25 protein-coding genes are annotated in these 25,617 nt (G+C 54.1%); 13 read left to right on the forward strand and 12 right to left on the reverse strand.

Features of this window, described 5'->3' with window-relative positions:
- Positions 1-322: 322 nt before the first annotated feature.
- From ACFIOZ_RS09250 to ACFIOZ_RS09270, 5 genes are all read left to right on the forward strand, one after another.
- Complete coding sequence (locus ACFIOZ_RS09250) at positions 323-1,111, forward strand: DUF2071 domain-containing protein (protein ID WP_386083410.1); 789 nt, start codon at positions 323-325, stop codon at positions 1,109-1,111.
- 166 nt (positions 1,112-1,277) lie between these two features.
- The gene (locus ACFIOZ_RS09255) at positions 1,278-1,976 is read left to right on the forward strand and encodes a DUF3592 domain-containing protein (RefSeq protein WP_386083412.1); all 699 of its coding nucleotides are present in this window, start codon (positions 1,278-1,280) and stop codon (positions 1,974-1,976) included.
- A 116-nt stretch (positions 1,977-2,092) separates the two neighbouring features.
- The gene (locus ACFIOZ_RS09260; RefSeq protein ID WP_386083414.1) at positions 2,093-2,689 is read left to right on the forward strand and encodes a LemA family protein; all 597 of its coding nucleotides are present in this window, start codon (positions 2,093-2,095) and stop codon (positions 2,687-2,689) included.
- A gap of 18 nt (positions 2,690-2,707) precedes the next feature.
- The gene (locus ACFIOZ_RS09265) at positions 2,708-4,663 is read left to right on the forward strand and encodes a M48 family metallopeptidase (protein WP_386083416.1); all 1,956 of its coding nucleotides are present in this window, start codon (positions 2,708-2,710) and stop codon (positions 4,661-4,663) included.
- Between the two features lie 32 nt (positions 4,664-4,695).
- Positions 4,696-5,247, forward strand: coding sequence for a GrpB family protein (locus ACFIOZ_RS09270; RefSeq protein WP_386083417.1), 552 nt, complete (start codon positions 4,696-4,698; stop codon positions 5,245-5,247).
- Positions 5,248-5,273: 26 nt separating this feature from the next.
- On the opposite strand, the gene ACFIOZ_RS09275 is transcribed toward ACFIOZ_RS09270, so the two are convergent.
- Positions 5,274-5,975 carry an FMN-dependent NADH-azoreductase gene (locus ACFIOZ_RS09275; RefSeq protein ID WP_386083419.1) on the reverse strand — a complete coding sequence of 234 codons (702 nt, stop codon included), beginning with the start codon at positions 5,973-5,975 and terminating at the stop codon, positions 5,274-5,276.
- 119 nt (positions 5,976-6,094) lie between these two features.
- On the opposite strand from ACFIOZ_RS09275, the gene ACFIOZ_RS09280 reads away from it, so the two are divergent.
- Positions 6,095-7,000 carry a LysR substrate-binding domain-containing protein gene (locus ACFIOZ_RS09280; RefSeq protein WP_386083421.1) on the forward strand — a complete coding sequence of 302 codons (906 nt, stop codon included), beginning with the start codon at positions 6,095-6,097 and terminating at the stop codon, positions 6,998-7,000.
- Between the two features lie 155 nt (positions 7,001-7,155).
- Positions 7,156-7,671, forward strand: a complete 516-nt coding sequence (locus ACFIOZ_RS09285) for an MgtC/SapB family protein (RefSeq protein ID WP_386083423.1) — start codon at positions 7,156-7,158, stop codon at positions 7,669-7,671.
- Positions 7,672-7,724: 53 nt separating this feature from the next.
- Here ACFIOZ_RS09285 and ACFIOZ_RS09290 read toward each other — a convergent pair whose 3' ends face one another.
- Both ACFIOZ_RS09290 and ACFIOZ_RS09295 read right to left on the reverse strand, forming a co-directional pair.
- Positions 7,725-8,081, reverse strand: a complete 357-nt coding sequence (locus tag ACFIOZ_RS09290) for an Atu4866 domain-containing protein (protein WP_386083424.1) — start codon at positions 8,079-8,081, stop codon at positions 7,725-7,727.
- Between the two features lie 58 nt (positions 8,082-8,139).
- Positions 8,140-8,880: an SDR family oxidoreductase gene (locus ACFIOZ_RS09295; protein WP_386083426.1), complete on the reverse strand. Its 741-nt coding sequence runs from the start codon at positions 8,878-8,880 to the stop codon at positions 8,140-8,142.
- 208 nt (positions 8,881-9,088) lie between these two features.
- Here ACFIOZ_RS09295 and ACFIOZ_RS09300 point away from each other — a divergent pair, with 208 nt between their 5' ends.
- Complete coding sequence (locus ACFIOZ_RS09300; protein WP_386083429.1) at positions 9,089-10,033, forward strand: AraC family transcriptional regulator; 945 nt, start codon at positions 9,089-9,091, stop codon at positions 10,031-10,033.
- A gap of 195 nt (positions 10,034-10,228) precedes the next feature.
- On the opposite strand, the gene ACFIOZ_RS09305 is transcribed toward ACFIOZ_RS09300, so the two are convergent.
- The 3 genes from ACFIOZ_RS09305 to ACFIOZ_RS09315 all read right to left on the reverse strand — a co-directional run bounded on the left by ACFIOZ_RS09305 (position 10,229) and on the right by ACFIOZ_RS09315 (position 13,787).
- Entirely contained in the window at positions 10,229-11,137 is a 909-nt protein-coding gene (locus ACFIOZ_RS09305; RefSeq protein WP_386083431.1) for a nucleotidyl transferase AbiEii/AbiGii toxin family protein, read from the reverse strand.
- A gap of 32 nt (positions 11,138-11,169) precedes the next feature.
- Complete coding sequence (locus ACFIOZ_RS09310; protein WP_386083434.1) at positions 11,170-11,790, reverse strand: type IV toxin-antitoxin system AbiEi family antitoxin domain-containing protein; 621 nt, start codon at positions 11,788-11,790, stop codon at positions 11,170-11,172.
- An 86-nt stretch (positions 11,791-11,876) separates the two neighbouring features.
- Complete coding sequence (locus tag ACFIOZ_RS09315; RefSeq protein ID WP_386083436.1) at positions 11,877-13,787, reverse strand: DNA topoisomerase III; 1,911 nt, start codon at positions 13,785-13,787, stop codon at positions 11,877-11,879.
- A 190-nt stretch (positions 13,788-13,977) separates the two neighbouring features.
- Here ACFIOZ_RS09315 and ACFIOZ_RS09320 point away from each other — a divergent pair, with 190 nt between their 5' ends.
- Positions 13,978-15,216, forward strand: coding sequence for an ABC1 kinase family protein (locus ACFIOZ_RS09320; protein ID WP_386083437.1), 1,239 nt, complete (start codon positions 13,978-13,980; stop codon positions 15,214-15,216).
- Positions 15,217-15,237: 21 nt separating this feature from the next.
- Here the strand turns inward: ACFIOZ_RS09320 and ACFIOZ_RS09325 are convergent, their stop codons facing one another.
- On the reverse strand, positions 15,238-15,831 hold the full coding sequence (locus tag ACFIOZ_RS09325; RefSeq protein ID WP_386083439.1) for a GNAT family N-acetyltransferase: 594 nt from the start codon (positions 15,829-15,831) through the stop codon (positions 15,238-15,240).
- A gap of 144 nt (positions 15,832-15,975) precedes the next feature.
- Between ACFIOZ_RS09325 and ACFIOZ_RS09330 the strand changes: the two genes are divergently transcribed.
- Complete coding sequence (locus ACFIOZ_RS09330; RefSeq protein WP_386083441.1) at positions 15,976-17,793, forward strand: SEC-C metal-binding domain-containing protein; 1,818 nt, start codon at positions 15,976-15,978, stop codon at positions 17,791-17,793.
- 20 nt (positions 17,794-17,813) lie between these two features.
- On the opposite strand, the gene ACFIOZ_RS09335 is transcribed toward ACFIOZ_RS09330, so the two are convergent.
- Complete coding sequence (locus ACFIOZ_RS09335) at positions 17,814-19,175, reverse strand: AmpG family muropeptide MFS transporter (protein ID WP_386083443.1); 1,362 nt, start codon at positions 19,173-19,175, stop codon at positions 17,814-17,816.
- A gap of 113 nt (positions 19,176-19,288) precedes the next feature.
- Between ACFIOZ_RS09335 and ACFIOZ_RS09340 the strand changes: the two genes are divergently transcribed.
- From ACFIOZ_RS09340 to ACFIOZ_RS09350, 3 genes are all read left to right on the forward strand, one after another.
- Positions 19,289-19,807, forward strand: coding sequence for an FKBP-type peptidyl-prolyl cis-trans isomerase (locus ACFIOZ_RS09340; protein WP_386083445.1), 519 nt, complete (start codon positions 19,289-19,291; stop codon positions 19,805-19,807).
- 142 nt (positions 19,808-19,949) lie between these two features.
- Positions 19,950-20,072, forward strand: coding sequence for a cytochrome c oxidase subunit CcoM (gene ccoM, locus ACFIOZ_RS09345; RefSeq protein ID WP_273191721.1), 123 nt, complete (start codon positions 19,950-19,952; stop codon positions 20,070-20,072).
- Positions 20,073-20,286: 214 nt separating this feature from the next.
- The gene (locus ACFIOZ_RS09350) at positions 20,287-20,793 is read left to right on the forward strand and encodes a hypothetical protein (RefSeq protein WP_386083448.1); all 507 of its coding nucleotides are present in this window, start codon (positions 20,287-20,289) and stop codon (positions 20,791-20,793) included.
- Positions 20,794-20,913: 120 nt separating this feature from the next.
- Here the strand turns inward: ACFIOZ_RS09350 and ACFIOZ_RS09355 are convergent, their stop codons facing one another.
- Genes ACFIOZ_RS09355 through ACFIOZ_RS09370 form a run of 4 tightly spaced genes read right to left on the reverse strand, consistent with a single transcriptional unit; the run spans position 20,914 to position 25,382 of the window.
- Complete coding sequence (locus ACFIOZ_RS09355) at positions 20,914-21,375, reverse strand: group I truncated hemoglobin (RefSeq protein WP_386083449.1); 462 nt, start codon at positions 21,373-21,375, stop codon at positions 20,914-20,916.
- A gap of 10 nt (positions 21,376-21,385) precedes the next feature.
- Complete coding sequence (locus tag ACFIOZ_RS09360; protein WP_386083451.1) at positions 21,386-22,249, reverse strand: DUF3034 family protein; 864 nt, start codon at positions 22,247-22,249, stop codon at positions 21,386-21,388.
- A 23-nt stretch (positions 22,250-22,272) separates the two neighbouring features.
- On the reverse strand, positions 22,273-24,642 hold the full coding sequence (locus tag ACFIOZ_RS09365) for an EAL domain-containing protein (protein ID WP_386083453.1): 2,370 nt from the start codon (positions 24,640-24,642) through the stop codon (positions 22,273-22,275).
- Positions 24,643-24,692: 50 nt separating this feature from the next.
- Complete coding sequence (locus ACFIOZ_RS09370; RefSeq protein WP_386083455.1) at positions 24,693-25,382, reverse strand: Cupredoxin; 690 nt, start codon at positions 25,380-25,382, stop codon at positions 24,693-24,695.
- Positions 25,383-25,617: the final 235 nt, after the last annotated feature.

Genomic DNA, 25,617 nt, shown 5'->3' on the forward strand with positions numbered 1-25,617 from the left:
CATGTTAGTTCTTTAGGCTCACCTAGACCCCAGAATATATCAGCGGCAAGCTTTAGCTGAACAAAGCCCAGTGATCTTTGCAGCAACATGAGCATGTCGTGGCTTATACAAGGGCCTTCAGAGGCCTATAAAAGATCGAAATTAAGTTCTTCTTTATAGGTTTTGCTGGTTTCTTTCAACCCTGTGCAGTCTATTTCCCCACGCAACTCAAAGAGGATCTTGAGGTTTTGTCCTAGTTATGCTTAGTAATGTTGGTCGCTTTGCCTTACAATTACAGCAACGAATAATCTAGACGATGAAAAATTAACTCAAGGAAAAACTCATGCAGGTATCGCGAAAGTTTGAGGATTACCTGATTAAGCGGCCAAAGCCTAAAGGCATAGATGTACTGTGTGGTCTTAAGCACTTTGCAATTGTTACTTACGCTGTGCCGGCCAGCCGATTCGAGGGACTTTTCCCCGAGAGGTTTGTGTTAGACGCTGTTGAGATTGATGGTCAGGCAATGGGGCTTATTTCGGTGGTTCCTTTTATCGATGTGGATTTCACTTCTGCCATATTCCCTTTCCCAAAATTTACTATGGGGCAAACCAACTACCGTATCTATATCATCGACAAGCATACAGGGGAGCGATGTGTATGGTTTTTGGGAACCACTTTGGACTCATGGACGCTGATTGTTCCCAGATATCTTTGGAATTTACCCTGGCATGCAGGCAAAGTCTCTTTCGATTGCAAATATGATGAGACAACCGGTCTGTATAGTCATTATCGTATGAAAACGGCGTCTAAGTGGGCGGAAGCTTCTGTTGAGCTTGCCCAATCACCTGAATCAGATTTTAACTTTCCTGGGTTTCCCGATACTGAATCGGCATTGGTTTACCTTACCCATCCGCTTGCGGGTTTTTACTATCGGCGCGACGGAAAACTAGGCAGCTATCGTGTCTGGCATAAAGAGCTGGCGGTGAAGCCTGCTACGTTAAAGTCCGCTCGTTTTAAATTGTTATCTGACCTGGGTATTGTTCATACAGCGGAGCAAAGCTCTCCGTACAGCGTATTAATTGAGCCTATCAACGAGTTCACCATCTATTTGCCGCCTGCCGTGATCCGTTAATTTGCTCTATGGAATGAACCGAAGAGGAGTGTCTCAGTTGGTAATTATTCCTAATTGACGCGTCACCTGGTTTTTATTAACCTTTATCTAATGGACTGTTTCACCTGTATAAAGCTGTTCTGATTACCGTTTGCTACGTCAACCTCAGTATCTCCAAGGAGTGGAAGTGAAAACACTTTTCTTTGTAAAGCTAACGTCGCTAGTGGTTGGTATTGCTTTGCTCGTCGTTTCTGTATTTCTATTGCTGAATACAAAAGATTTTCTCTCAGAGGCAGTGCTCACTCAAGGTACGGTACTTGAGCTGGTTGAGTCTCGCTCAAGCGACTCGATTACTTATCGCCCTGTGGTTCAATTCACAAATGAAAGCGGTCAGTTGGTGAATTTTACATCATCGACAAGTAGCAATCCGCCCAGCTACTCCCCAGGTCAACAGGTGGAGGTTTTATACCAGCCCGGCGAGCGAAATAGTCCCCAAATTAATAGCTTTTTCTCACTATGGGGAGCAGAGGCGATTCTTGCCGGTATCGGCATCGTGTTCTTGCTGGCAGGCGTCATTCTTATGTTCGTGCCTGAGTTTAGGCGTCGCAAAGGCGAATCTTTAAAGCAAAATGGTGTGCCTATCGATACCCACTATCAGGGGGTAGAGTTAAATACACGCTTCTCAGTGAATGGCAGGCACCCATTCCAGGTGATCACCCAATGGCAGAATCCTGCCACCTCGGAAGTGCATGTGTTTAAAAGCCATAATATCTGGTTTGATCCATCGAGTTACATTCATACTGATACGATCACCGTGTTTTATGAGAAAGGTGATCTTCAACAATACTATGTCGACATTTCCTTTCTCCCTAAGCTTGCAACGTGATGTATGAACGTACGATATTGAGTTTGTTGGCTACTTTTTTCACGGGCTAGGCGCTCATTGTCTAGCTTTTCATAGACCGGCTTTTTACTGACGAATAGCTACTAAAAGGAAGCACTATGCTGCTTACGCTTATCATCATCGTGGCGATCATCGCCGTTATTGCCTTTTATGTCATCGGTGTCTACAACCGACTTGTGTCGTTGAAAAATCGCTTTGAGAACGCCTTTGCCCAAATCGAAGTACAACTTAAACGGCGGCATGACCTGATTCCTAACCTCGTTGAAACTGCCAAGGGGTATCTGAGCCATGAGCAGGAGACCCTGCAGTCGGTTATTGAGGCGCGTAATAGCGCGGCCGCGGGGCTAAAAGCGGCCGCGGCAAACCCGGGCAGTGCCAGAGCGATGGCAGACCTGGGTGGTGCAGAGGGGGCGCTGACCCAGGCGATGGGGCGGCTTAACGTGGTCATGGAAGCCTACCCGGATTTAAAAGCCTCAGAAAATATGCAGCAATTGTCAGAAGAGCTAACCAGTACTGAAAACAAGGTGGCCTTTGCGCGGCAGTCATTTAATGATGCGGTGATGCACTACAACACTTATCGGCAGAGCTTCCCGCCAGTAGCAGTGGCTGGCATGTTCGGTCATGGGCAAGATGCCTCGTTGTTAGAGTTTGAAGACAGCGCGCAGATTCAAGAGGCGCCGAAGGTCTCGTTCTAAGCTCAGGGAAAACGCGACATGGATTTTTTTACCGCGCAGGATAATGCTCGTCGTAAAACAGGGCGTCTGGTTATTTTGATGGTACTGGCAGTACTCGCCCTGATTACGGTTACCACGCTGGCCATTGCCATCGCCCTTCATCTCATGGGGAACCAGTCCGCGACCCAAACCAATCTTTCTACTCAGGGGATGTGGTCGGCTCTCTCGATTGAGCTTGTCATTGGCGTTGCTATCGCTGTGCTGGCCGTCGTGGTGCTGGGCGGTTTATTCAAACGCAGTCAACTAAAGCGTGGTGGCCGGGTAGTGGCCGAAGCCCTGGGTGGACGCGAGATCAATCTTAATACCCGCGATGCTGACGAACGGCGCATACTCAATGTGGTTGAAGAGATGGCGATTGCCTCTGGAACGCCAGTGCCCTCGGTTTATGTGCTGGAGGAGGAGAGTATCAATGCTTTCGCCGCTGGTTATCAAACCAATGATGCCGTGATCGGGATTACCCGTGGCACGATTCGTCACCTGACGCGGGATGAGCTGCAGGGCGTTGTAGCTCATGAGTTTAGCCATATTCTGCATGGTGACATGCGGTTGAATATGCGCCTGATCAGCATCCTCCATGGCATCCTCATCATTGGCTTATTGGGCGGGACAGTGCTGCGCAGTATGCGCTTTCGACGGGTGGGCGGTGGAAAACGCGACAACTCAGGTGCTGTCGTTTTGGCGCTGGGGGCGGTGTTAATGCTGATCGGCTACGCGGGTACCTTTTTTGGCAATTTGATCAAATCGGCGGTCAGTCGGCAGCGTGAATACCTGGCGGATGCCTCTGCGGTGCAATTTACCCGCAACCCTCAGGGGATTGGTAACGCACTGGTTAAAATCGGCTCGCATACCCAGGGCTCTTACCTGCAAGCCACACAGGCGGCGGAATTCAGTCATCTGTTCTTCGGTCAAGGCGTGCGGCAGGGGTTTAGCCAAATGATGGCCACCCATCCGCCACTTAAAGATCGTATCAATCGGGTAATGCCGGACTGGAATGGCCGCTTCGAAGCCACTTTGCCCACCCCGCAAGCCGAGAGTGACGCACCAGAACCAGAATACAACGATGAGCAGTCAGGCGCGGATCCCACGCTTGGGCGAGGAACCGGATCGGCAGCAATGGCGGCTGTGTTAACCGGAGCCTCTGCACAAGCGGCCATTAACACCATGGGCCAGCCTGGTCAGCGCCACCTTGCCCAAGCTAGAGCAACGCTGGAGGCGCTGCCTGAGCGGATTAAAACTGCCGCCCATGAGCCCTATGCCGCTCGTGCTTTGGTCTATTCGCTGCTGCTCAGCCAGGATAAGACAATGCGTCATCATCAGCTCAAGGCGTTGCATCAAGTTGCACTGCCAGATGTTTACCGAGCGCTGATGGAGTATGGCCCGGAAATGCTGAGGCTGGATGTAACGTTACGCTTGCCACTGATTGATTTGGTGCTGCCGGCGTTACGCTCGCTCTCGATGGAGCAGGCCCAGCACTTTCGCCTCTGTATGGAACGGCTGATCGAGGCGGATGGTCATGTCAGCTTGTTTGAGTGGACTCTATATCAGCTATTACTGAGTAACTTAGGCCAGCAAGGCAACGGGCCTGCTAATCTTAAGTTGAACGATCTGCAGCGGGAGTGTCAGCTGCTACTGACGGTGCTGGCCACCGCGGGTCAAGATGACCCCGTTGAGATAAGCGCTGCGCTTAACGCCGCTGAAAGGGAGCTGCCGTTCTCATTAACAACCACTGACGATATAAAAGATATGCGAGCGCTCAGCTTGGCTGTTGAGCGTTTGCGGCGCTTAAAGCCTCTGCATAAGCCTGCCTTGTTGCAAGCGATGGCGCGCTGTATTGAGCATAGCGGACGCATTTTGCCTGCCGAAGCCGAACTGTTCCGTGCCATGGCCGATATTCTCGTTTGCCCAATGCCACCACTGTTATCAGATGAGGCATAGGCAACAATTTGCGCTACAGGGGAACCTCATCAATGGATGAAACGGAATCTTTAAGTCGAGCCATTCATGAGGAGGTTGCGCTATTTCCTTATGATCCGACTTGGCCAATGCTATTTGAGAAGGAGCGAGACAGGCTTCTAGGATTATTTCCAAGTGAATTTCTCGCCATTGAGCACATCGGAAGTACCGCTGTTTACGGTCTCTCGGCCAAGCCAATCATCGATATCCTGGCAGGCGTCGCGTCAATGCATCAGGCTGATGGCTTACTGGAGCCGTTATGCCGTGCCAAATATGCGACATCATTAGAGTACAACGCCTCATTAGTGGGAAGGCGCTGGCTGATGCGGTTTGCCAATGGACGCAGGACGCACCATCTGCATGTTATGGTGTATGGCGGCGAAGAGTGGAACCGTCGCCTTGCGTTTCGCAATCGCCTTCGCGACAGCACTGAGCTAGCGCAGCAGTACGAGAGGAGTAAGCGGCAGTGGGCAGCAGCGTTTAAAACAGATCGAGAGGCCTATACGGCTGCAAAAGGGGATTTTATTCATGAAGCATTGAATAGGGCCCCTCAATCTAGTCAATAAGGTAAATGCTGGTTGTTCACATATCGTTAGGCTGGCACTGGTATCGGTGCTACCCCAACCGCCGTTTGCAACTCATCTACCAACGCCTCAATTTTGTGCAGCGCATTCGCAATAGAGGCTGCCAGCACCTCTCCACCTACTTCCTGACCTTCTATAGCAACGTAGTGGATATGGGTAATCCCCATAAACTGAAGTGCTGTGGCCAGGTGTGGTTCCAGATGGTTCAAGTGGGCCATTTCTTCACCTGGTGCCATATTCACGCCGCCTCTAGCGGTGAGCACAACCGCATGCCTCTCTCGGTCTGTGAGTTTGGGTACGTAAGGGTCTATCGGATTGGAGTCGTCGAACTCCACCGTTCTGCCTGCTCGCACCACTTGATCAATCCATGCTTTAAGGGTGGCTGGCATGCCAAAGTTATATAGCGGCGTGCCGATCACCACAATATCAGCGTCAATTAACTCATCAACCAATTGATCACTTTCTGCTAACGCCTTCTTCATCCAGGGTTCAAGCCGCTCTTCGGGGGTGAAGGCAGACGCAATCCAGTCGTGATTAATAATCGACGGCGGGTTTTGACCTATATCGCGATAGGTAACCGTGTCTTGAGGTCGTCCTGATTGCCACTGGCTGACAAACTGATAGGTCAGATGGCGGCTGTGTGAACCGTGATTATCTGTTCCCGCAATACCGGGCCGGGCACTAGCGTCTATGTGCAGAATATGTGTCATGTTAGCCTCCTAATCTGAGATGATCTCATCTATGATTAACAACAGGCTTAGCTTAGGCCGAGCCTTTCAGCCTAAACAAACGATCTTTTCTTGCAGCTATAGATGAGTAGATCTCATTCATGACCCAGCGCCGATTACCCTCTCTTTCGTCGCTTCGCGCTTTTGAAGCGGCTGCCCGGCATGAGAGCGCCAAGCAGGCTGCGCAGGAGCTGTCGGTGACTGCCACGGCCATCAGCCACCAAGTACGCGGACTCGAAGAGGCGCTGGGCGTTTCGCTGTTTTTGCGTAAGCCGCGTCAACTGGAGCTGACCCCTCAAGGCCGTGAGCTACAGCAGGTGTTGGAAACTGCCTTTGATAGCATCAGCAGTGTCGTCGAGCGGCTGAGCGCTATACCTGTTCGCCAAACCGTCACGCTTTCTACCACGCCAGCTGTTGCGGTGCGCTGGTTGCTGCCCTGGGTGTGTATGCTGCGCGATTCCCATCCAGATATTGACCTGCGTATTCATGCTTCCCATGAGCCGGTTCCGCTGGATGGGGTAACGGCAGACATCGCTATTCGTTATGGCGATGGCCGCTGGCCGGGGTTGGTCGCAGAAAAGCTGTTTGATAACACCTTTATCCCGACCTGTAGCCCACACCTTGGCCTACACGAGGTAGCCCAGCTACCTTTGCACCCATTGATTCACTTCAGCAGTCAGGGGGCCATATCATCACCACTGGATTGGGCGGCATGGCAGAAAGAGGCAAAAGTGCCGGGACTGGACGTGAGTGCCGGGCTGGTATTTTCTGATGAGACCCATGCTATTTCTGCCGCCGTAGGTGAGCAGGGGGTCGCGCTGATGAGTCGTCAGTTGATTATGGATGAGCTGGAGGAGGGGCGCTTGGTGCAACCTTTCGGCCCGGAATTTGAAGGTAAGCCGTTCTTTCTGGTCTACCCCGAAAGCCGACGGCATGACCCGACGATACAGGCTATTCGGGATTGGGTGTTGGCGGTACCGGGAGGACTGTGTACGTTGATGAATTGACAACTGTAGACTTTTATACCGTTATCTTGCGGGGCTTGATAACAAGCTACTCTCCTGCTGAGTTGGTTAACAGGGTGCGCTGTTGGATACCCTTTAAATCTCCGCGGTTGTTCACTATTTAGGCGCCGTTACTCTGGCAGTCAAGGAACGAAACGATGGAAGTAGTTATTAATACTGTCATATCCGAGTTTTCGGATTTTAATGATCTGAGTGAATTCATCATCGTGGTGATTCGGTTGCTGCTGGCAGCTGTTCTGGGTGGTCTATTGGGTCTCGAGCGAGAGCAGAGAGGCAAAGCCGCTGGAATACGCACCCATATGCTGGTCTGTATGGGGGCGGCTTTGTTTATATTTATACCTCAGCAAACAGGTATCTCTGACGCGGAAATGAGCCGGGTCATCCAAGGCGTTATTGCTGGCATCGGTTTTCTTTGTGCTGGCACCATCATCACCCGAAAAGATGAAAAAGGTACGTCAGGGCTTACCACGGCGGCAGGGGTTTGGTTGACGGCGGCAATTGGCATAGCCGTAGGCCTAGGACGCGAGCAGACGGCGGTTTTGTGTACGCTGCTGGCCTGGATGGTGCTTTATGTGGTGCCTTTCTTTTCCGATTCAGTCAGCAAGAAAAAAGCTTCCCGCTCAGAGCATGATGAAGATAGTTCCGATGTTTGATAGCGCTATAGGAGTGTTGTTGTTTATTGATAGCGACTCACTCGGATTAAAAATCACTCTTTGCGATATAGCACCATACCGGCGTGATACAGCACGCCATCTATAAACTCGCCATCTGCAGTAAAGCCGGTGTCGTCCCAGTATTCGATATAGTTACCCGTCACCTGGTAGCGCCCTTGGTAAGCGCTTTCACGCTCCCCGCGGGCCTCGTCGTACCGATTATTGGCTAAAAGTTGATGACGAATGCGGCCATCTTTAGTGACCCACATTCCAACATACGGGTGGTCTGTCATGGGGGCATTTCCTTCGTTCGGTGTGGTTTGAGCAGAGCTGGCCGCTGGAAAAATAGTGATAATGCCAGCGACCACCAGTGCTCGTGTCCAATAAATGGGAGGTTTGGTTTCTTGCATGTGAAAGCTCCTGTGCTCAAGTGCACACCCGAATAGCTCGGGCGTGACGCATGAGGTGTTATTGGCTGGCGGTAGGTCGCACCACGATATCGCTGGTATCGACGTCATCGGGCTGGTTGATGGCATGGGCTATGGCGGAAGCGATCGCCTCGGGCTTGAGGGCAATCTGGCGGAAAACGTCGATCGCTTTTGCGGTTTCAGCGTCGGTGATGGTGTGGGCCAGTTCCGATTCCACCACACCTGGGTAGACACAGGTCACACGGATATTGTCGGTTTCCTGACGTAGCCCATCGGAAATAGCGCGAACCGCATATTTGGTGGCGCAGTAAACAGCGGCGGTGGGCATAACGGTGAGGCCGCCGATGGAAGAAATATTGATCACCTGACCGCTCTGCTGGGCCTGCATCGTCGGCAGAACGGCAGCAATGCCGTTGAGCACACCGCGAATATTAACGTCGATCATGCGATTCCACTCATCAACTTTGAGCGCTGCTAAAGGGGAGAGTGGCATCACGCCTGCGTTGTTGATGATCACATCAATGCGGCCATGGGTATGGATCGCAAAATCCGCAAACGCTTGCATGTCTTCAAGATCGGTGACATCCAATGCCTGAAAATCCACTGTGCCGCCTGCTGCACGCAGGGAGTGGGTCAATGCTTCCAGTCGGTCGGTGCGGCGTGCACCAATGATCAAGCGGTGCCCTTGGCCTGCCAGCCAACGGGCAGTGGCTTCACCGATACCGCTGCTGGCGCCGGTTAATAAAACAACTTTAGAAGATGGGGTTGATAACGTAGTCATTGGGTAATCCTCTCAGTAATTGACCTTGAGAAGATTAAGCTGCCGCGGCAGACATCTGTATACGCGATCCTATCGCATCATTGCCTAATTCTATTTGATTGTTAATGGCGTGCGGCGCGTTAAGCCACCCAGCATGTATATTACTCTTAAGACGTGACCGACTCGGCGAGTTCATCCAGGTGCGGCACGCATGACAGAGGTGGTTAATATGACATTGAAGAGTGATGCTGTGGTTTACCGTAAGATCGTGGAGTGCCTATACCAACTTGCACCTCACGAAGGCTATACCCAGTCGCTATTGGATGGCGTACGTTTTATGCGCTCTAACCGCCCACTGCAAAATACCTCGGTGCTTTACGAGCCGAGTATCGTCATTATCTGCCAGGGCCGAAAGCGTGGTTACTTGGGGGATGAGGTGTATATCTACGATGCACAGCACTACTTGGTGTTATCGGTTCCCCTGCCATTTACATCGGAAACAGAAGCCAGCCCTGAAGAGCCCATGCTGGGGATTGCGATCCGCCTGGATGCGGTAGTGATCGCTGAGTTGGTGACGATGCTGGAAGCATCGGGTGGGCCGCCATTAGAGGCGCCGCGTGGCATGCTTTCCAGCCCCCTGGAAGCGTCGCTGGCCGATGCAACGCTACGGCTGCTGGGTGCGCTTGCCTCCCCAGCGGATGCGCATATACTCGCCCCTTTTATCGTCCGGGAGATCTGCTACCGGGTATTGACAGGAGAGCAGGGGGGCAGCGTTCGAACAGCTCTCTCCCATTATGGACAATTCGGCAAAATCGCTAAGGCCCTCAACCGTATTCATGCCCACTATGCCGATCCGCTGGAAGTCGCCAGTCTAGCCAATGACGCAGGTATGAGTACTCCAGCCTTTCACGTTCACTTCAAGGCGGTCACCCAAACCTCGCCTATCCAGTACATTAAATCCACCCGCTTACACCATGCGCGGCTGATAATGATCCGTGATGGGGTGACGGCAGCCGCCGCCGCTAGCCGGGTCGGCTATGAGAGCCCCTCCCAGTTTAGCCGCGAATTTAAGCGGTTCTTTGGCCGCCCGCCAGCGGAAGAGGTGCGCACCATGAAAGCAAGCCTTGATTTATTGCCGCCGACTCACCTAGTTGATATCGCTGTGCCTCACTGACTTTGAGTCTAAATTATATTGCTTTGCTGTTGTTCAGGGGCTTGAGAATTATGAGAAAACCGCAGAGAAATTGCAGTTTGTAAAGGCGGTGGCGCAGCGACTTATGGATGTTCGTGAGGGCAATACCGTCTCGCGGGAGGGCGCCAAGGCAACGATCTCACCCTGATGCGGGCTGAATCATATTCACGAATTGATTCACGAACCTTCGACCTGTCGACGCCATGGTCCGGGTGGGTGCCAGATTTTCTGCACTGGGTTGGAGGATGTTGCCTCTATCACGGGAGCAAGAAATACCAACACCGCTGCTATAACCTCCGAAAACGTCTCTGGCACATGGGGCTGGCCAATACGTTTACGGAAAGCCTGCCATTGTGGCTGCTTGCTGTCCACAAAAGCGGTAGAAAAAGGATTGGCTTCAGGGAGTTCCGTATGCCGGTTGGCAAAGGTTCTTGTTATAGCGCCAGCTAGGTTCGAAAGTGTGAAAGAGTGCTGCCGCGAGAGTGACCAAATATCGTAAAAGTCTTTCATGCGGCTGTTTAGTTCGCCCAGATTGACCATCGCCTGAAATTTTTCAGCAATGGATGATTCAGGTGAGTAACAAAGAATTTTGCTGGTGGGGAAGTCCAGAAGGGCAGGGTACGTTTGCCAGGAAGGTAGCGGGAAAATAATGTCGCCAAAGCCAATATCCAATTGCATGGGAATTTTGGCGTTGCCGAGAAATCCCGTAAACGTCACCCTAATCCCTTGATAGTCGGCGTCTTCGGTAATGGCTTCGGCTTTCAACGTGTTTGAATCAAAAGATAAACCATCATCCACAACGCCCGTAGCCAGCACATCGCTCACTTGGGCCAGAACAGCTTCTGGGCGATTGCTTGTTTGGCCCAGCATATCGATATCACGCGTTGGTCGAATATCAGGCCCCTGTATAACCCATAGCAGTAGGGCGCCCTTAAGGGTAAAACTGCGGTTATGAGTCGATTGGCTAAGCCGGTAAAGCAAACGCTCCATGGCGTAGTACTGCAGTAACTCCTGAAAGGGGCGTTTTTCTTCTCGGGATTTGTTCAGCAATTTCTGGCGAACAGAGGCAGTGATGTTTTGGGCCACGATCATCTCCTTTTACTTTGCGTGGGCTTTCTTCACAGCTTGGCTTCCACGTAAGGTGCCATGACCTTGGCGACGCGGCAGATATTGGCGTATTTCATCAACTTTCCAGGCAGGAAGGCTTTGCGGGTGCGGTAAAGCTCCAGAGCCTCTAGCACCACATCCATACCGATGCGGTTACGGAACTTGAAACAGTCCGCCAGGGTTTTTTCCGGGTTGTAGACCAGTAGCTTGATACCATCCACCTCGACCTGATCAATGCCTTCGCTAAAGGCTTGCCCGGAGAATCGGTAAGCGGCGACTGGTGGATAATCCAAAACCGGCAGGCGGGCATCCCGCTCCACCGCCAAATGCACCTGGTGGGGTATCTGCGTGGTGATGCCGTGCCAGTCCAGCGCCGAAATTAGACAGAGCACCGCATTGGGGAAACGGGTAACGGTGGTCACCAGATCCGGGTTTTCAATCGGCGGCAGGTTCACCAGCCTGTACAGGCCACGGCTGAGCGGCTCGATAAGCCCTTCGTCGCGAAGTCGATAGAATTGGTATCGGCTAATACCCTGGGCTAGCGCCTCGCTCAAACGAAGCTGGCCGCCGTGCTGGTGGAATAGGGTTTGAAGTTGCGCCCGGGAAGATAGGGCGGAGCCAAAATCAGACAAACTGTCACCTCTTGTTTATATCTGGTGACAGTTTGTCTGATTGCTGTCGAAGGTTCAAGTAGTGGCTGCAAGAGTTGCAAGCAACATCAACGTTGTTGGGCAGGTTTACGTTTCACGCTTCCTCTCCGTTTGTTTCTAGTGCTCGTGCGCTTCACTGGGCTACCCGATTCACCCTGGGCGGCCTGCAGGCTCTGCCTGAGCTTTCCTGCATCGCTGTGGGTGAGCAAACCGCGTAGATCCTCCAGCAGCGCCTGCTGAAAGGCGCCGGGGTCGTCCTGCTGTTCGGCAATGGCGCGTAGGCGCTGCTCCCATAATGCGGTGCGCTCCGGGGTGCTAACCACGCTGGGCAGGGCGGCGATCAGGGCACTGCCCAGCTTGGTGGCGCGCAGAGCCTTTTGCTGGCGCACTAAATAGCCGCGCTGTACCAGGGTTTCGATAATGCCTGCGCGGGTGGCTTCGGTGCCCAGGCCATCGGTGTCGCGTAGCGTACGGCGTACTTCCGGGTCATCAACGTAGCGGCCGATGTTCATCATCGCTTTGATGAGGCTGGCGTCGGTGAAGGGCTCCGGCGGGCGGGTCTCTTTCTCTTCAACGCCTGCGCCGATTGCTTGGCATGCTTCACCTTGGGTCAGCGGCGGTAGTGGTGGTGTTTCATCACGGGTAGTGAATAGCGGTTTCCAGCCGGGGTCGAGAATGCTTTGCCCGCGGGCACGGAAGGCTTCATTGAGCAGGGTAAATTCTGCTTTTACCTCAAAGGTGCGCAGCGGGCGATAGAACTGCGCCATCACGTTGCGCACGATTAAACGAAACACATGGCCTTCGGTCGCGGAGAGCTGGCTGAAGTCGGCAGGTTTGCCAGTGGGTGCAATGGCGTGGTGGGCGCCGACCTGTTTATCGTTCCACGCTTTGGAGCGCAGGGTGAAGTCCGCTCCATTTAGCCACTGCTGAAGCCCTTCATCGTTTTGGCACGCACTGTTTAGGTTTCGCTGGGCAAGTTGAAGGTGCTCTTCGGGCAAGTAGCGGCAATCTGAACGTGGGTAGGTGATCAGCTTGTGGCGCTCATATAGCCGCTGGCAGATATCCAGTACCATCTGCGCAGAGAGCCCGTGGCGGCGGGCGGCATCCACCTGCAAGGCTGAGAGCGAGTAGGGCAGCGGGGGTGCCTGGCGTTTCTCCTGCTGGTCGAGCTTGGTGAGTTGTCCTGTTGCGCCGGGTAACTGAGTCGCTAAAGCATCAGCCGGGGTGCGGTCAATTAAGCGCCCTTGGTCATCTAATGGTTGGTGCTCTTTGGGCGCCCACCAGGCGCGCAATTGGCCTTGGGCAACCTTTAAGTCGACCCATAGCGGATAAAACGGGTGGGGCACGAAATCGCGAATAGCGTTATCGCGGCGTACGATTAACCCCAGTACCGGGGTTTGCACGCGACCGACAGACAGCACGCCGTCATGTCCCGCTTGGCGGCCGGTGAGCGTCCAGGCGCGGGTTAGGTTAATACCATACAGCCAGTCGGCGCGGGAGCGGGCCTGGGCCGCCTGAAACAGTGGCTGGTAGTCGGCGTTGGAGCGCAGTTTTGCCAGCGCCCGGCTCACTGCCGGTTTATTAAGATCGCTAATCAGTAGCCGCTGCACCGGGCCGCGATACTTCATGTACTCGATCACTTCCTGCACCAGAAGTTGGCCTTCTCGGTCGGGATCGCCGGCGTGCACCACATCCGTTGCTTGCTTGATCAGCTTGCGAATCACTGCCAGTTGGCCCCGCGCCTTAGATCGCGGCATCAGTTTCCACTGCTGCGGCACAATGGGTAGCCGATCCAGCCGCCACTGTTTGTCGGCGGGGTCGTAGGCTTCCGGCGGCGCTTGTTCTAACAGGTGCCCCAGGCACCAGGTGACCGTGGTGTCGCCACATACCACAGCGCCCTCCTGGCGTTTGCTATAGCCCGGTAATGCCTCGGCAATGGCTTGGGCGAGGCTGGGTTTCTCGGCAATTATCAGGCGCATAGCAGCGAAGCCTTCATCGTATCCTTTAATAGCGCCTATGGTAGCAGACACCTTGATCTATATAGAGCAAGGAGTCGTCGAGGGATGTATAGTGATGCTAAATATTTCCAAGTATTTTTCGATGTATATATTTTGTATAAATAATTAGTCTTAGGTATGCGGTGAGTTGAGTAACCAGGAGATACAGCAAATGCGTGATCACGGCAGAACGCGTCGTTTAATGGGATTGGGAGCACGTACCGGCGGGGCGTTGCTTAAAGCCCGCTTAGGTGGCCAAGCGGACTGGCGTGCCCTGGGTGAAGCGCTGTTTGAGGGGCTTTCAGAGCTGAAAGGCCCGGCCATGAAGCTTGCCCAAATTATGTCCCAGTGGGACGACCTGCTGCCGCCCGATCTCGCTGAGGAGCTTGCCCGCCTACAGCGGCAGGCCGAGCCGATGCCCTGGCCGCGTATTCAAGAAGCGCTGGTTCAGCAGTATGGCGACATTGACCACTACTTCAGCGAAGTCGAGCAGCGGCCCTTTGCCAGCGCCTCCATGGGGCAGGTTCACCGCGCCACTACCCATGAGGGCGAAATTGTCGTGCTCAAGGTGCAGTACCCTGGCCTTGCCGAGGTGCTGGAGAGCGATTTGATCCAGGTGCGGCGCATTATGCGTTTAGGCCGCTGGTTTAAAGTGCCCCAGGCGCGCTTGGACGCTCTGTTTGAAGAGCTTGCCGAAAGCCTGCGTGGCGAGCTGGATTACCACGCAGAGGCCGCTGCGCTGGCCCGTTACCGTGAGCGCTATAAGGATGACCCTCGGCTGGTGATTCCCGAGCCGCTGACTGAGCTTTCCGGCCCCCATGTCTTGGCGATGCGCTACGTGGAGGGCACTCCTCTGCGTGAATTAGCCGATGCAGATGACGCGACGCGCCAGGGCATTGCCCAAACGCTGGCTGACTGGATAACCCAAGAGCTATTTACCTACGGCGAGCTCCACGCCGACCCTCATGCGGGCAATTTCGCCGCCGATGCTCAGGGGCGACTGGTGATTTACGATTTAGGCGCGGTGATTGCCGTACCTGACACCCGCTTGAAAGCAATGATGCAACTGCTTGATGCCACGCTAAAACATGATCCAATGGGGATGGATGAAGCCTTGATGCAAATGGGCGGCCGCCAGGGGCAGGGCGCGCCGCTAGCCCTGTATCGAGAGTCCGCCGAATGTATCGCGCCGCTGTTTGAGCCGGGGGAGCAGGATTTTAGCGATGTACGGGTACACCGCCGTCTGCGCGAGCTGACCCCGAAAGTATGGGCGGCGATGGATCGTCTGCAGCCCCCCGCCGATACGCTGCTGCTCTCTCGGGCGCTGAACGGCCACTACTGGAATCTGGTACGTTTGGGAGCGCGGTTGGATATGCATGAGCGAACCCGACCGCTGCTTGAGTGGGCGTAAACCATCCAGGCGAGTGACTCCCTAGCCAAGGGGTTTCAGCCAAAACACCATGGGCTTATGGCTTTCCGCCTGCTCGCCAATATCTCGCCAAGCGAAGGTGGTGGCAAGCTCTCCATGGCGCTGGTAGCCATGGGCGTTCCAAAAACCTTGAAGCGAGCGGTAGTCGGCAGGTTTAGCGGGGTGATCTGCGGGTCGTTCTACCGCGCAAAAAGCGGCTATATCAAATCTCTGTCGTTTGGCGTGGGCTTCTCGTTCGGCCAAAAAGCGTTTACCCGTTCCGCTGCCCCGATAGGTGGGAAGCAGCACGGATTCTCCATAGTAGAAGACACGCTCGGGCTGAATGCCGTTGGTTATAAACGGTTGGCGGAATTCGTCGACTTCATCCTGAAGAGGCTGTCCGGTAGCGGCTCCGACCAGTTCTTCTCCGTCGAAGGCCAATACGAATAGGCTATTCGGGTTTTGTGCATAGCGACCTAAATAATCCGATTCGTAGCTTAGTTCGCCATCGTAGAGGTAGGGAAAGTCGCGAAATACCTGAATGCGAAGCCTGGCAAGCGCTGGCAAATGGGGGATTATCGCCGAACCTTGGCAGAGACTAACGGTCAGTTCGCTCATTGCATCGCTCCAATCGACTCGAACGCTGAGTGATTTGCTCAAATCGCTGCACTCTAGCAGCCCTTAAAGGTGTCGCCAATCCTCTCTGCGTGAACCCTTAGGGTCATGCTAAACTATGTCGCTTTTAACACAGTGGAGACGGCAATGCTGGCGGTATGGGTCGATCAGCTGCTGGGATTTGCCTCCGGGGCACTCTCGGCAATCAGGCAACAGGAACACTATCCGGATTTTATGACCTGGGTGCGCGCCAAAGGCGCGGATTCTTTCGATGGCGATGTGGCTATGGCCCAGGCGCTGGCGCCAGTGCTATGGTCGCAAACACCGATTGAGCGGCTCGATTTCGCCTGTGAACCCCTCGCCACGCCGGGGCGTAATGAACCCTGCTGGTGCGACTCTGGGCGCAAATTCAAGCAGTGCTGCTACCAGGTAGAGTTTCCCACCGAAATACCTGACCAGATGATGTGGATGCTCTCGCTGCGCGAATGGAAGGGCGCGACCCTGAAAGCGGCGTTGGATAGCAAGCGGGCACCGGCTCAAGCGCTGCTGGAAGCAGGGTTGATCGCCGCTGAAAGCGGCCAGACGGGGCGCGCCATGCAAATCCTCGAATCGCTGTTCGATGGTAGCGACTGGTCACGCCTGCCCGATCAGGCCGAGCCGGCCTTTGAGATTTTGCTGGATATCTATCAAGAGCGCGGCTTTAGCCGCAAACGCGCCGACCTGCTTGACGATGTGATGGAGCGCGGGCCACTGTTCTTACGCGGTGTGGCGCTTGAGCGACTGTGTTTAATGCATCTGGATAACGATGATTTGGACAGTGCCCGCGGGGCTTTTGTAAAAGCCCAGCAGGCGCTGCCCGATTCGCCTACCTTGGCGTACATTGAAGCCATGCTATTGCTGCATGAAGGTCACGAGCAGGAGGCTAAAGAGCGTGCCAACTTCTGGTACCGCCGCCTGGTGCGCCAGGGCGAGCTGGATGAAGATCAGTTGGATTTTCTCGCTGCGTTGGCGGATAACCCCGGCGCGACGCTTGCCGATCAGTTGCTCAGTGCGGAAGAGGATCTGGCCACCCCATTGGTGGCGCTTCAGGCATTGTTGGCTGCGCTGCCGACGGCCCCCAAAATCGATGTCAGCGCCGACCCTGAAAGTGGGCGTTTGTTTTACAACTCCAGTGCCCGGGAGGCAACGCTGTTTGCCGCTTGGCATGAGCACTTTCAAGTGCTGGTGGATGAAGACGTAGCGCTGGGCTTTCGTGATGACCCTTGGGGCAACGCCATTGAGTGGATGTCGGCACTCTGCGCGCATCCCGAATGGCTGGACGCGCCCCAGGTAGTGCAAGACGTAACTTTGGCGCTCACCAGCCGTTTTGGCAGCCTGCCGTGGATGGCGCCGAGCCTGCTGGAACCACTGGCGCTGCGTCTCTCGCGCTGGCTGGAACAAGCCCGGGCAGAAGGTGGCGGTAATCTGTGTTGGGACGACGCCAACAATGCCATGCTACTACGCACAGGGTTAGCGTTGGTGGTGGGTATGGAGCGCGGTGCCCGCCAGCACTCTCGTGAGTTGGCCGAGGAGCTATTGCTGATCGACCAGGAAGATAGCTTGGGCCTACGTGAGCTGGTGCTCGACCAGCTACTCCGCGATGATCGCAACGAAGAGGCGTTAGCGCTAGCCGAAGAGAGTGACGACGACGGCTCGCTGGTGCTTGGGCTGCTGATGGGCAAAACCTTGGCGCTCTATCGTTTAGAGCAGCGTGAGGCGGCTGAGACCGCACTCGGCGATGTGCTTAGCCATAACCGCTACGCGCTAGAGCTGATTTGCGCCGAGAATCCCCGCCCCTCCATGCCCCATCCGGATGGCCAGGTTGACCCCGGCTCCCGGGCGGAAGCATGGCAGTACCGTACTTTGATGCGTGATCAGTGGCGTACGACGCCAGGGGCATTGGATTGGCTGGAAGCCCACCGCTAACCCAACCCCCCCGAGCCTGTTCAAGCAGGCTTGGGGGTTGGTACTAGTTCTTTATCTCGGCTAATCCAGACCGCTAAAATAATCGCTGGCACACCCAGCAATGTGGCGATAACGAAAAAGCTCGGGTAGCCCTGCGCGGTAACGACCAGCCCGCCAAACCCGCTTAAAAATTTCCCCGGCAGCGTCATTAATGATGAAAACAGCGCGTACTGAGTGGCGGTATAGGCACGCGAGGTGAGGCTGGAGAGAAAGGCGATAAACACCGCGCTGGCTAAGCCGTTGGCAAGATTGTCGCCAATAATGGTGACCACTAACATGGGCAGTTGATTACCCACCACGGCAAGCACAGCAAACAGTAAGTTAGTCACCATCACCAATCCGGCACCGAAGACAAGCAGCGGGCCGATGCCGTAGCGTGCCACGAAAAGTCCACCTAACATTCCGCCAGTAATACTCATCGCAATGCCAAATATATTGGTCACGTTGGCAATTTCTGCCAGCGAAAAGCCCAGGTCGATATACAGCGGATTGGCCATGGAGGCCATGGCTAAATCACTAATTCTAAACACGGCAATGAAGACCAAAATCCACAGCGCTTTCACCCCATAGCGGCTAAAGAAGTCGGTAAACGGGCAGACCAGCGCGCCAATGCTCCAGGCGCCCAGGCGGCGTAACAGTTTGGGTTTACCCCGGCTGGCGCGAATAAACGCCCGCACCTTAGGCTCGTGGATAAGTTGAATAGAGAGGGAGGCGCGCTTTGGCTCGGGGCGTAGCAACACGGTCAGTACACCAATGCCCATTAGCGCCGCCATGCTCATATAGGCCACATCCCAAGAGGCCGACGCTGCGATATAGAGCGCGCCGGCACCGGCGGCAAGTAAACCACCACGGTAGCCAATAATATAGGTCGAAGCCATGGCGGCCTGAACATCGTCGTCGGCGGACTCAATACGATAGGCGTCGATAGCGATATCTTGTGTCGCTGAGCCAAACGCTACTAGCAGTGCAAAGAGAGCCACCCAGCCGAGATTACCCACCGGGCTCAAACCAGCGAGGCCTACTAATCCTGCAATGATTAGCCCCTGGGCTAACAGCATCCAGCCGCGACGTTGACCAAAAGCGCGGGTCAATATTGGGAGCGCTAACCGATCCACCACGGGTGCCCAGAAAAACTTGATTGAGTAGAGCATGCCAATCCAGGCAAAAAAGCCAATGGCCGCTACCTCTACGCCGTCGCTGCGCAGCCAGGCAGAGAGTGTTGAAAACACCAGCAAAAAGGGCAGGCCTGCGGAAAACCCCAAAAACAGCATGGTAATAACGGGTGCACGAAAATAAACAGCCAGCGCAGCCAGCCAACTGCGTTGGGGGATGGGGCTTAACATTAAACGCTACTCCTGATGGAAAGACGCTGGCAACGGCCAAGTGATAAACTGAAGCAGTGTTCTATCACAAAGTGCTATCACAAAACCGACAGCTTACCGGAGAGGAGTTTTCCATGTCGATTACGGCGCATCAGGTAGTTACCTTGCACTATGTTCTTAGCGACGTGCTCAACGATGGCAGCAAGCAGGTATTGGACGACTCCCACGCGCGCAATAAGCCGCTCGAGTACCTGCATGGTCACGACAATATTGTGCCAGGGTTGGAAAGTGCGCTAGCAGGCCAAACCGTTGGCGCCGAGCTAAGCGTTCAGCTGATGCCCGCGGATGCCTACGGTGTACGCAATGAAGCCTTGGTGCAAGAAGTTAGCCGTGGCTCTTTTGGTAACGCTGATTTGGCACCGGGCAGCCGCTTTCAAACAGAAGGTGAAGCCGGGCCGCAGATTGTTACGGTTCTTGAAATCGACGGCGACCGTGTCACTGTCGATACCAACCACCCCCTAGCCGGGCGTACGCTGAACTATAAAGTGACCATTTTAGATGTACGCGACGCTACCCGTGCAGAATTAGCCAAAGGCCACCCGTTACCACCGGGTACCGAGCACAGCAAAGTCGAAGATCGCAAGGTGTTGTAGCGCTCATCACCCCCCAAAATTGATCGGTATCAATTTCCTGTTTAACCGCTTCTCCCTGCCTAGCGTAACTTGACCCAGGTCAGCATTCTTCCGCCCGTAAGTGACTAGTATGAATGCATACATCACGGCGGGAGGATTCATCATGTATTGGGATGACACAATTATCTTCGGCTTAGCCACCGTCGCATTAGTAATCGCCTTTATGGTGGGTTGGGTAGGCTTCGTGATTCGCGATCATCTGCGTAAAGGTGGGCGTAAGAAGTAGCTTTCCCGGTTCATGTAAACCTTGTCAGGGGAGGGGGTTTACTAGCCAAGCGCTACTGGCATAGTAAGCTTCCTGTTGCCAGCCCATATGGGCTGGCTTTTTTTTGCCTGAAATATACTGATAAGTTGTATCCCTAGCGTGCATTGAGGAGTAATACAAGGCGTGCTCTGGTAAAGTTCTTTTTATAAGAGTGAATTTACCAGGAAGCTATGCCATGAACGCAGTTGCTTTACACCGCAGCCCATGGGGTCGTGTACGAGATCAGTTAGCGTGCGCATTAATCGTCGTGGGTATTGCGCTTCCCACGGCTGCTTTCGCCCAGGCATTAAGCATAATCAATGGCGATGTCACTCAAAAAGTCGCTTTAAGTGATTTGCGTGCCATGTCTGACGAGACGTTTACGCTCTACGACCCCTATCAAGGGCGCGATGTGGAGATGCAGGGCCTAGCGTTTCGAACCTTTCTGATTGACCAGTTTGGCGAAGTGCCTCCGGCGCTCCACTTTACTGCCTGGGATGACTACGAAGTGACACTTGAGGGGTGGGATGACCCCCGCTGGTACTTAATTACGAAGGAAGATGGTGACCCGCTAACCATCCGCACACGCGGCCCAGTTCGGTTAGTTGAACGAGATGATACTAGTGATAATCGCGATGTTGAGAACCTGCGTGATTTTGACGATTGGATTTGGATGATCCGCAGTATAGAGGCGAAGTGGTGACACCTAAACTCAAGCCGACTGATCAGCCATCACTGCAGCTCCGCGTTTTTACTTACGCTTACGCGACTGCTGACAAAGCGCTCTACCGGGTCAAAACGATGGGTAGTGACGGCTGGCAGGTTACTGAAGACGCATAACGTCTGTGTACATGGGGGCGAGTCTGCCCAGCAGCTCATTACGCGCGCCAAGGGCAATGCCTTCCTCTTGCATCGCGGCATCGAGATGTTCCACTAAACGATTAAAATGGACATCTGTCAGCCCCATGTGTTGATGTGCTCGATCCATCGGTGGGCCTTCGTAGTGGCAGGGGCCATCGCTGACGTCACACAGCTGGCTGGCCAGGGATTCGGCAAATAGATCGATATTCGTGTTAGCAAAAAACACCACTACTTCGGGATCATCGGCAATTCGGTATAGCAGGTTCTCAACGACTGCATCAATCGTAGTTTTCCCGCCCAGGCGTTCATAGAGCGTTGTATTTGTTGATTGATAAGCGCAGCCTATGAGCGAAAACGCCACCGCTATAAAAGTAAGCGCTATTAAGCCGCGGCGTGTGCGATAGTGTGTGCGTGGATAGATCATAGCGCCCCGCTTAAAAAGCTGCCTGAAGTGAAAGATAGCCACCGCGTTGGGAGGGTAGGCCGGCAATATCGCCTAAATCCAACCATGCGCCCGTGAGTGATACGTGCTTATTGAAGAAGTAGGCAGTATAGAGGCTTTGCCAATCATCCTCTTCGGCAACGCTTAGGTTATCGGGTTTCTGGCGATACTCGGCGCCAACAATCCATTGCGGGGTAATAAAGATGCCCACACTCCCCTCGGCTACCCACGAGCGCCCTCCCTGGTCACCGCCAAAACCCAGTAAACCGCCCTGGTTGGCCTCAGTATTGCGCAGGGTCGCGTTGAGCAGCACATTGCGCCCGGCAGCCGCACTAAATAGCAGCTTGCTGCCGCTAAGATACACGTCAGTACCGCTTGTTTTATCGGCGCCCAGGGCGGTGGGGATAGTACCATCAACCAGTCGCTTATGTTGCACACCAAGGCTCCAAATGCCCCAAGGGTGGTAGAGCACATCGCCGAGTAAGCGCACCTTAGCGCCGTAAATATCCAGCCCTAGCTCGCCACCCAGGGTTTCTAAATCAAGGGTTTGACGAGCCACGGAGACCTCAACACGATCATATACATTCAGGCTGGCGCCGGTTACCGTCAGCCTGTAATCGTCCACCCAGGCACGGGTCGCGGCGGCAGTGACGCCTATTTCCTGATCGCTGGCGGTACTGGAAAGCACTGCCCAAGGCGATAAGCCGCCGCCTGCAGCTCCTTCAATAGCACTTACGCCACCCGTACCCAAAATACGGCTTCCCGCAGAGGAGGGGGTGGCGGCAAACGCTAAACAGACCGCTAAAAAGGGCGTAAGACAACCAGCGAAGGAGTGCCGAAAGAGTGAGTTGGGCATTGAAAACATCGATTGAAATAACCTCATTGCTTTCTCTGGAGCGTCTTGAGTATGGAAGAGATTGGGTGGGGCAATGACAGTGGCGTAAAATTATCCAGCCAAGCGGGTATTTCATCCGCTGGCATCGGCTTAGCAATCCAATACCCTTGTAAATAGTCACAGCCAAGATTGCTTAGCAGTTCGGCGCTGGCGCGATTCTCAACGCCTTCGGCCACTAAGCGCAGTCCTAAGCTGTGGCCCATTTCGATTGTTGAGCTGACAATGGTTAAGTCATCTTTTTGCGAGTCGATGGCCAGCACGAAGGACTTATCAATCTTGAGTTCGTCGACGGGGAGGCGTTTTATTTGTGCGAGGGATGAGTAGCCTGTGCCGTAGTCATCAATGGCGATACGCAGCCCCAGTTGGTTCAGCTCTATCAGGGTCGCCATGGCGGCGTCAACGTCCTGCATAACGGCACTTTCAGTGACTTCGATACTCAGGCGGGCAGGTGCCAGGCGGTAGCGCTCAAGTAAACTGGTCAAGTAAGTCGCCAACTGGCGATCCACCACATCACTGGCGGAGAGGTTAACCGCTACCGATAAGTGATAGCCACGCTGCTGCCAGGCATGCAATTGAGCGCAGACATTGGCTAACATCCAGTGACTAAGCATGCCGATACTTCCAGAACGCTCGGCTAAGCTAATGAACTCGTCGGGAGGCACAAACCCTAATGAGGGGTGACGCCAACGCATTAATGCTTCGCACTGATCGACACGACCGTTTCGGGTGTCTACTTTGGGCTGGTAGGCCATCCACAGTTCACCGTTGCTCACCGCATCCTGTAGATCCCGAATCAGGGTGAGCTGGCGCAAATGGTGCTCATCCTGACCCTCCAGGTAGCGTTGGTGGTTGTGCCGGTGACGACGCGCCATATCCAGGGCGATATCGGATCGTCGCAGCAGCAGTTGCGGGCTGTCGCCATGGTCGGGGTAGTTGGTTTCTCCCGCTGAAAGTGAAGGCGTGATGGGGGATTTATCAAGATCGATAGGGTGATGTAGCGTCGTGAAGAGTCGGGTGCGCCAGGCAAAGTCGCTTCTTGACTGCTTGACGAGCAGCAGCAGCTCGTCGCCATCAAGCCGGTAGGCAGTGCTCTCCGAGTTATCTAAGTGCTGCAAGCGTTTTGCCAGGGCGACCAGCACATGATCCCCCAGCGCATAGCCGAAGGTGTCGTTAATGTCGCGAAAGTTATTAATCGCCAGGCGAAGCAGGGTAAATGGCTCACCGCGTTTGATCAAAAGGCTGATATCTTCCTGGGCGCTGATGCGATTGGGCAGGTCGGTGAGTAAGTCGTGTCGGGATTGGTGATGAAGCGTTGCCTCCCGCTGAGCAATGCCCTCTTGCATAGCGAGCAGGGTCGACGCCAATAGCCCTGTTTCACTCCGCTCAGTACCGATCGGTAACTCAGTGAAACGCTCTCCACGTCCAATGCGCTGAGCCGCTTTCGCCAGTTCTATTAACGGTTTGCTCATGCTCCGTGCGCTCCACATGGCTATTAGCACGGTAAACAGCAGAATCAGGGCAATGATCCCCAGCAGTTGCCATTGCAATGAGCGGTAGGCGCCTAGCAGTTCATTGCGTGAGAGTTGCAACAATGCATAGGTTTGGTTGTCGTCATCCGAATAGAGCTGACTCGCGTAGGTCAGGTACTCGGCATCCGGCGTCATCTGGCTGTGTAAGGCATATTCGCCTTCTATTAGCTCATCGTCGCGCCCGCTCATCAACGCCATGGCCAGTTGCTCAGGATGAGAGCTGGCAAGGTAGCTGATCTCGCCGTTGTCGCGATAGTTGACTACGCTAATGTCCAACCCGGTTAACGCGTTAATCTCTTCTGTTACCGCTTCATTGATTAAAAAGCCCATACCCACCCAGCCAATCAGGTTGGGGGCACGTACAGGCAGAAGGGCAAACTCATAAGGCTGTTCTTCGGCAATGACCACGCTCACCGCTTCGCCTTCTTGGCTAGCCCGTTCAAACAGCTGTGGGAAAGGCATGGGGCTATTTTGCGCGTGATGGCTGCTCGCCAAAATACGTCCATCCAGGCCACTGAGTAACACGATATCCGCCTTGGCTCGATCACCATGGTTGGCCAATACAGAGTAGAGCGTCTCGGTGTCTTGGGTGGAAACGGCGCTTTTAAAACCGAAGTCATCGGCAAGAATGGCGACGTTATTGGCTAGCTGCTCACCGCGTGCATCCAGTAGTTGTGCCAATACATTGGCACCTACTTCTAAACGTTGGGAGCCTTTTGCTATGACATCGTTTTGAGTCGCGCGAAGGAAGGCCACCCCGGTAGCGAGTTGCGAGACAATAACCACTGTCAATAGTACGAGCATTAGGCGCGTTCTAAAGCGCATAGCAACCTCACTAAGTGGTTGAGTTCCACCTTCTGAACCCTGCTAGGGTCTTAAGTAGCATCTTTAAATCGCTGCTGAAGGGGAGAGAGGGTTGGCGCTGGAGGTGGCAGTGCGTTGAGTTCTAAATTGACTTCCAACTGGTCGCTGTCGGTAATGATACCTTCCCACCAAACTTGCTGGCTGTCATCAAGTTGCGGGTGCCACACGCGCACACGATGCTCACCAGCTGGCAGCGTGGGCAGGGAAAGCATGCCTTCGGCGCCCGTTATCGCCGAGTAGGGGGCATCGCTGACGACAATAAACGCCTGCATATGGTCGTGAATATTACACCCTAAGACGACCACCCCCGCTTGGTCGAAGTGAACCGGTGGCGGTGTTTCTTGCAAGTAGAGGTTTAAATCAAAGGTTTTGGCCGGTGAAAAAGAGTAGACGTGGTGGCGGGTGGTGTCTTGGTTGGGAAATGCCACATAGCTGCCGGTCGGTACGGCGAGTACCTTGGGGTGAAAGGCAGCACCGCGCTGATAGATGTTCTCTTGCTGAGGAGGATTGGCCGCTGTCGAATCGTAGTAAACCTCAACAACTGCATCCGCAAGGGGGTGGCCATCACTACTGCTGACGGTTATCTGAGCGGCATTAGCGGTGGGGATAAGTAGGCTGATAACCGCCAGTGCCAATAGCGGGAGTGGGTATACACTGGCAAAACCCATAAAAGGGTGACGCAGTCGTGTTGGCTGTGGCATTGAGGTCGGCATCCCGTATTAAGCTGGCTCTTAGTTAGCCCGTGCAGTGTTAAACTTAATAGTGGATGGATTATGCAAGAAAGTCATGTGTTTGGCTTAACGGTAAGCCAACACTTAACGCAATGCTGCCTGACGCCAGGTATCCCGCCATGCTTGTAATACCCGTTCCGGGTACCAGGTTTCGCCCAAACTGCCATCGCAGTGGTTGCAGCAACGGCTGAGCGGCCACTAGGCT

The sequence above is a fragment of the Vreelandella sp. F11 genome (genome assembly GCF_042466685.1).
Taxonomy (GTDB): domain Bacteria; phylum Pseudomonadota; class Gammaproteobacteria; order Pseudomonadales; family Halomonadaceae; genus Vreelandella.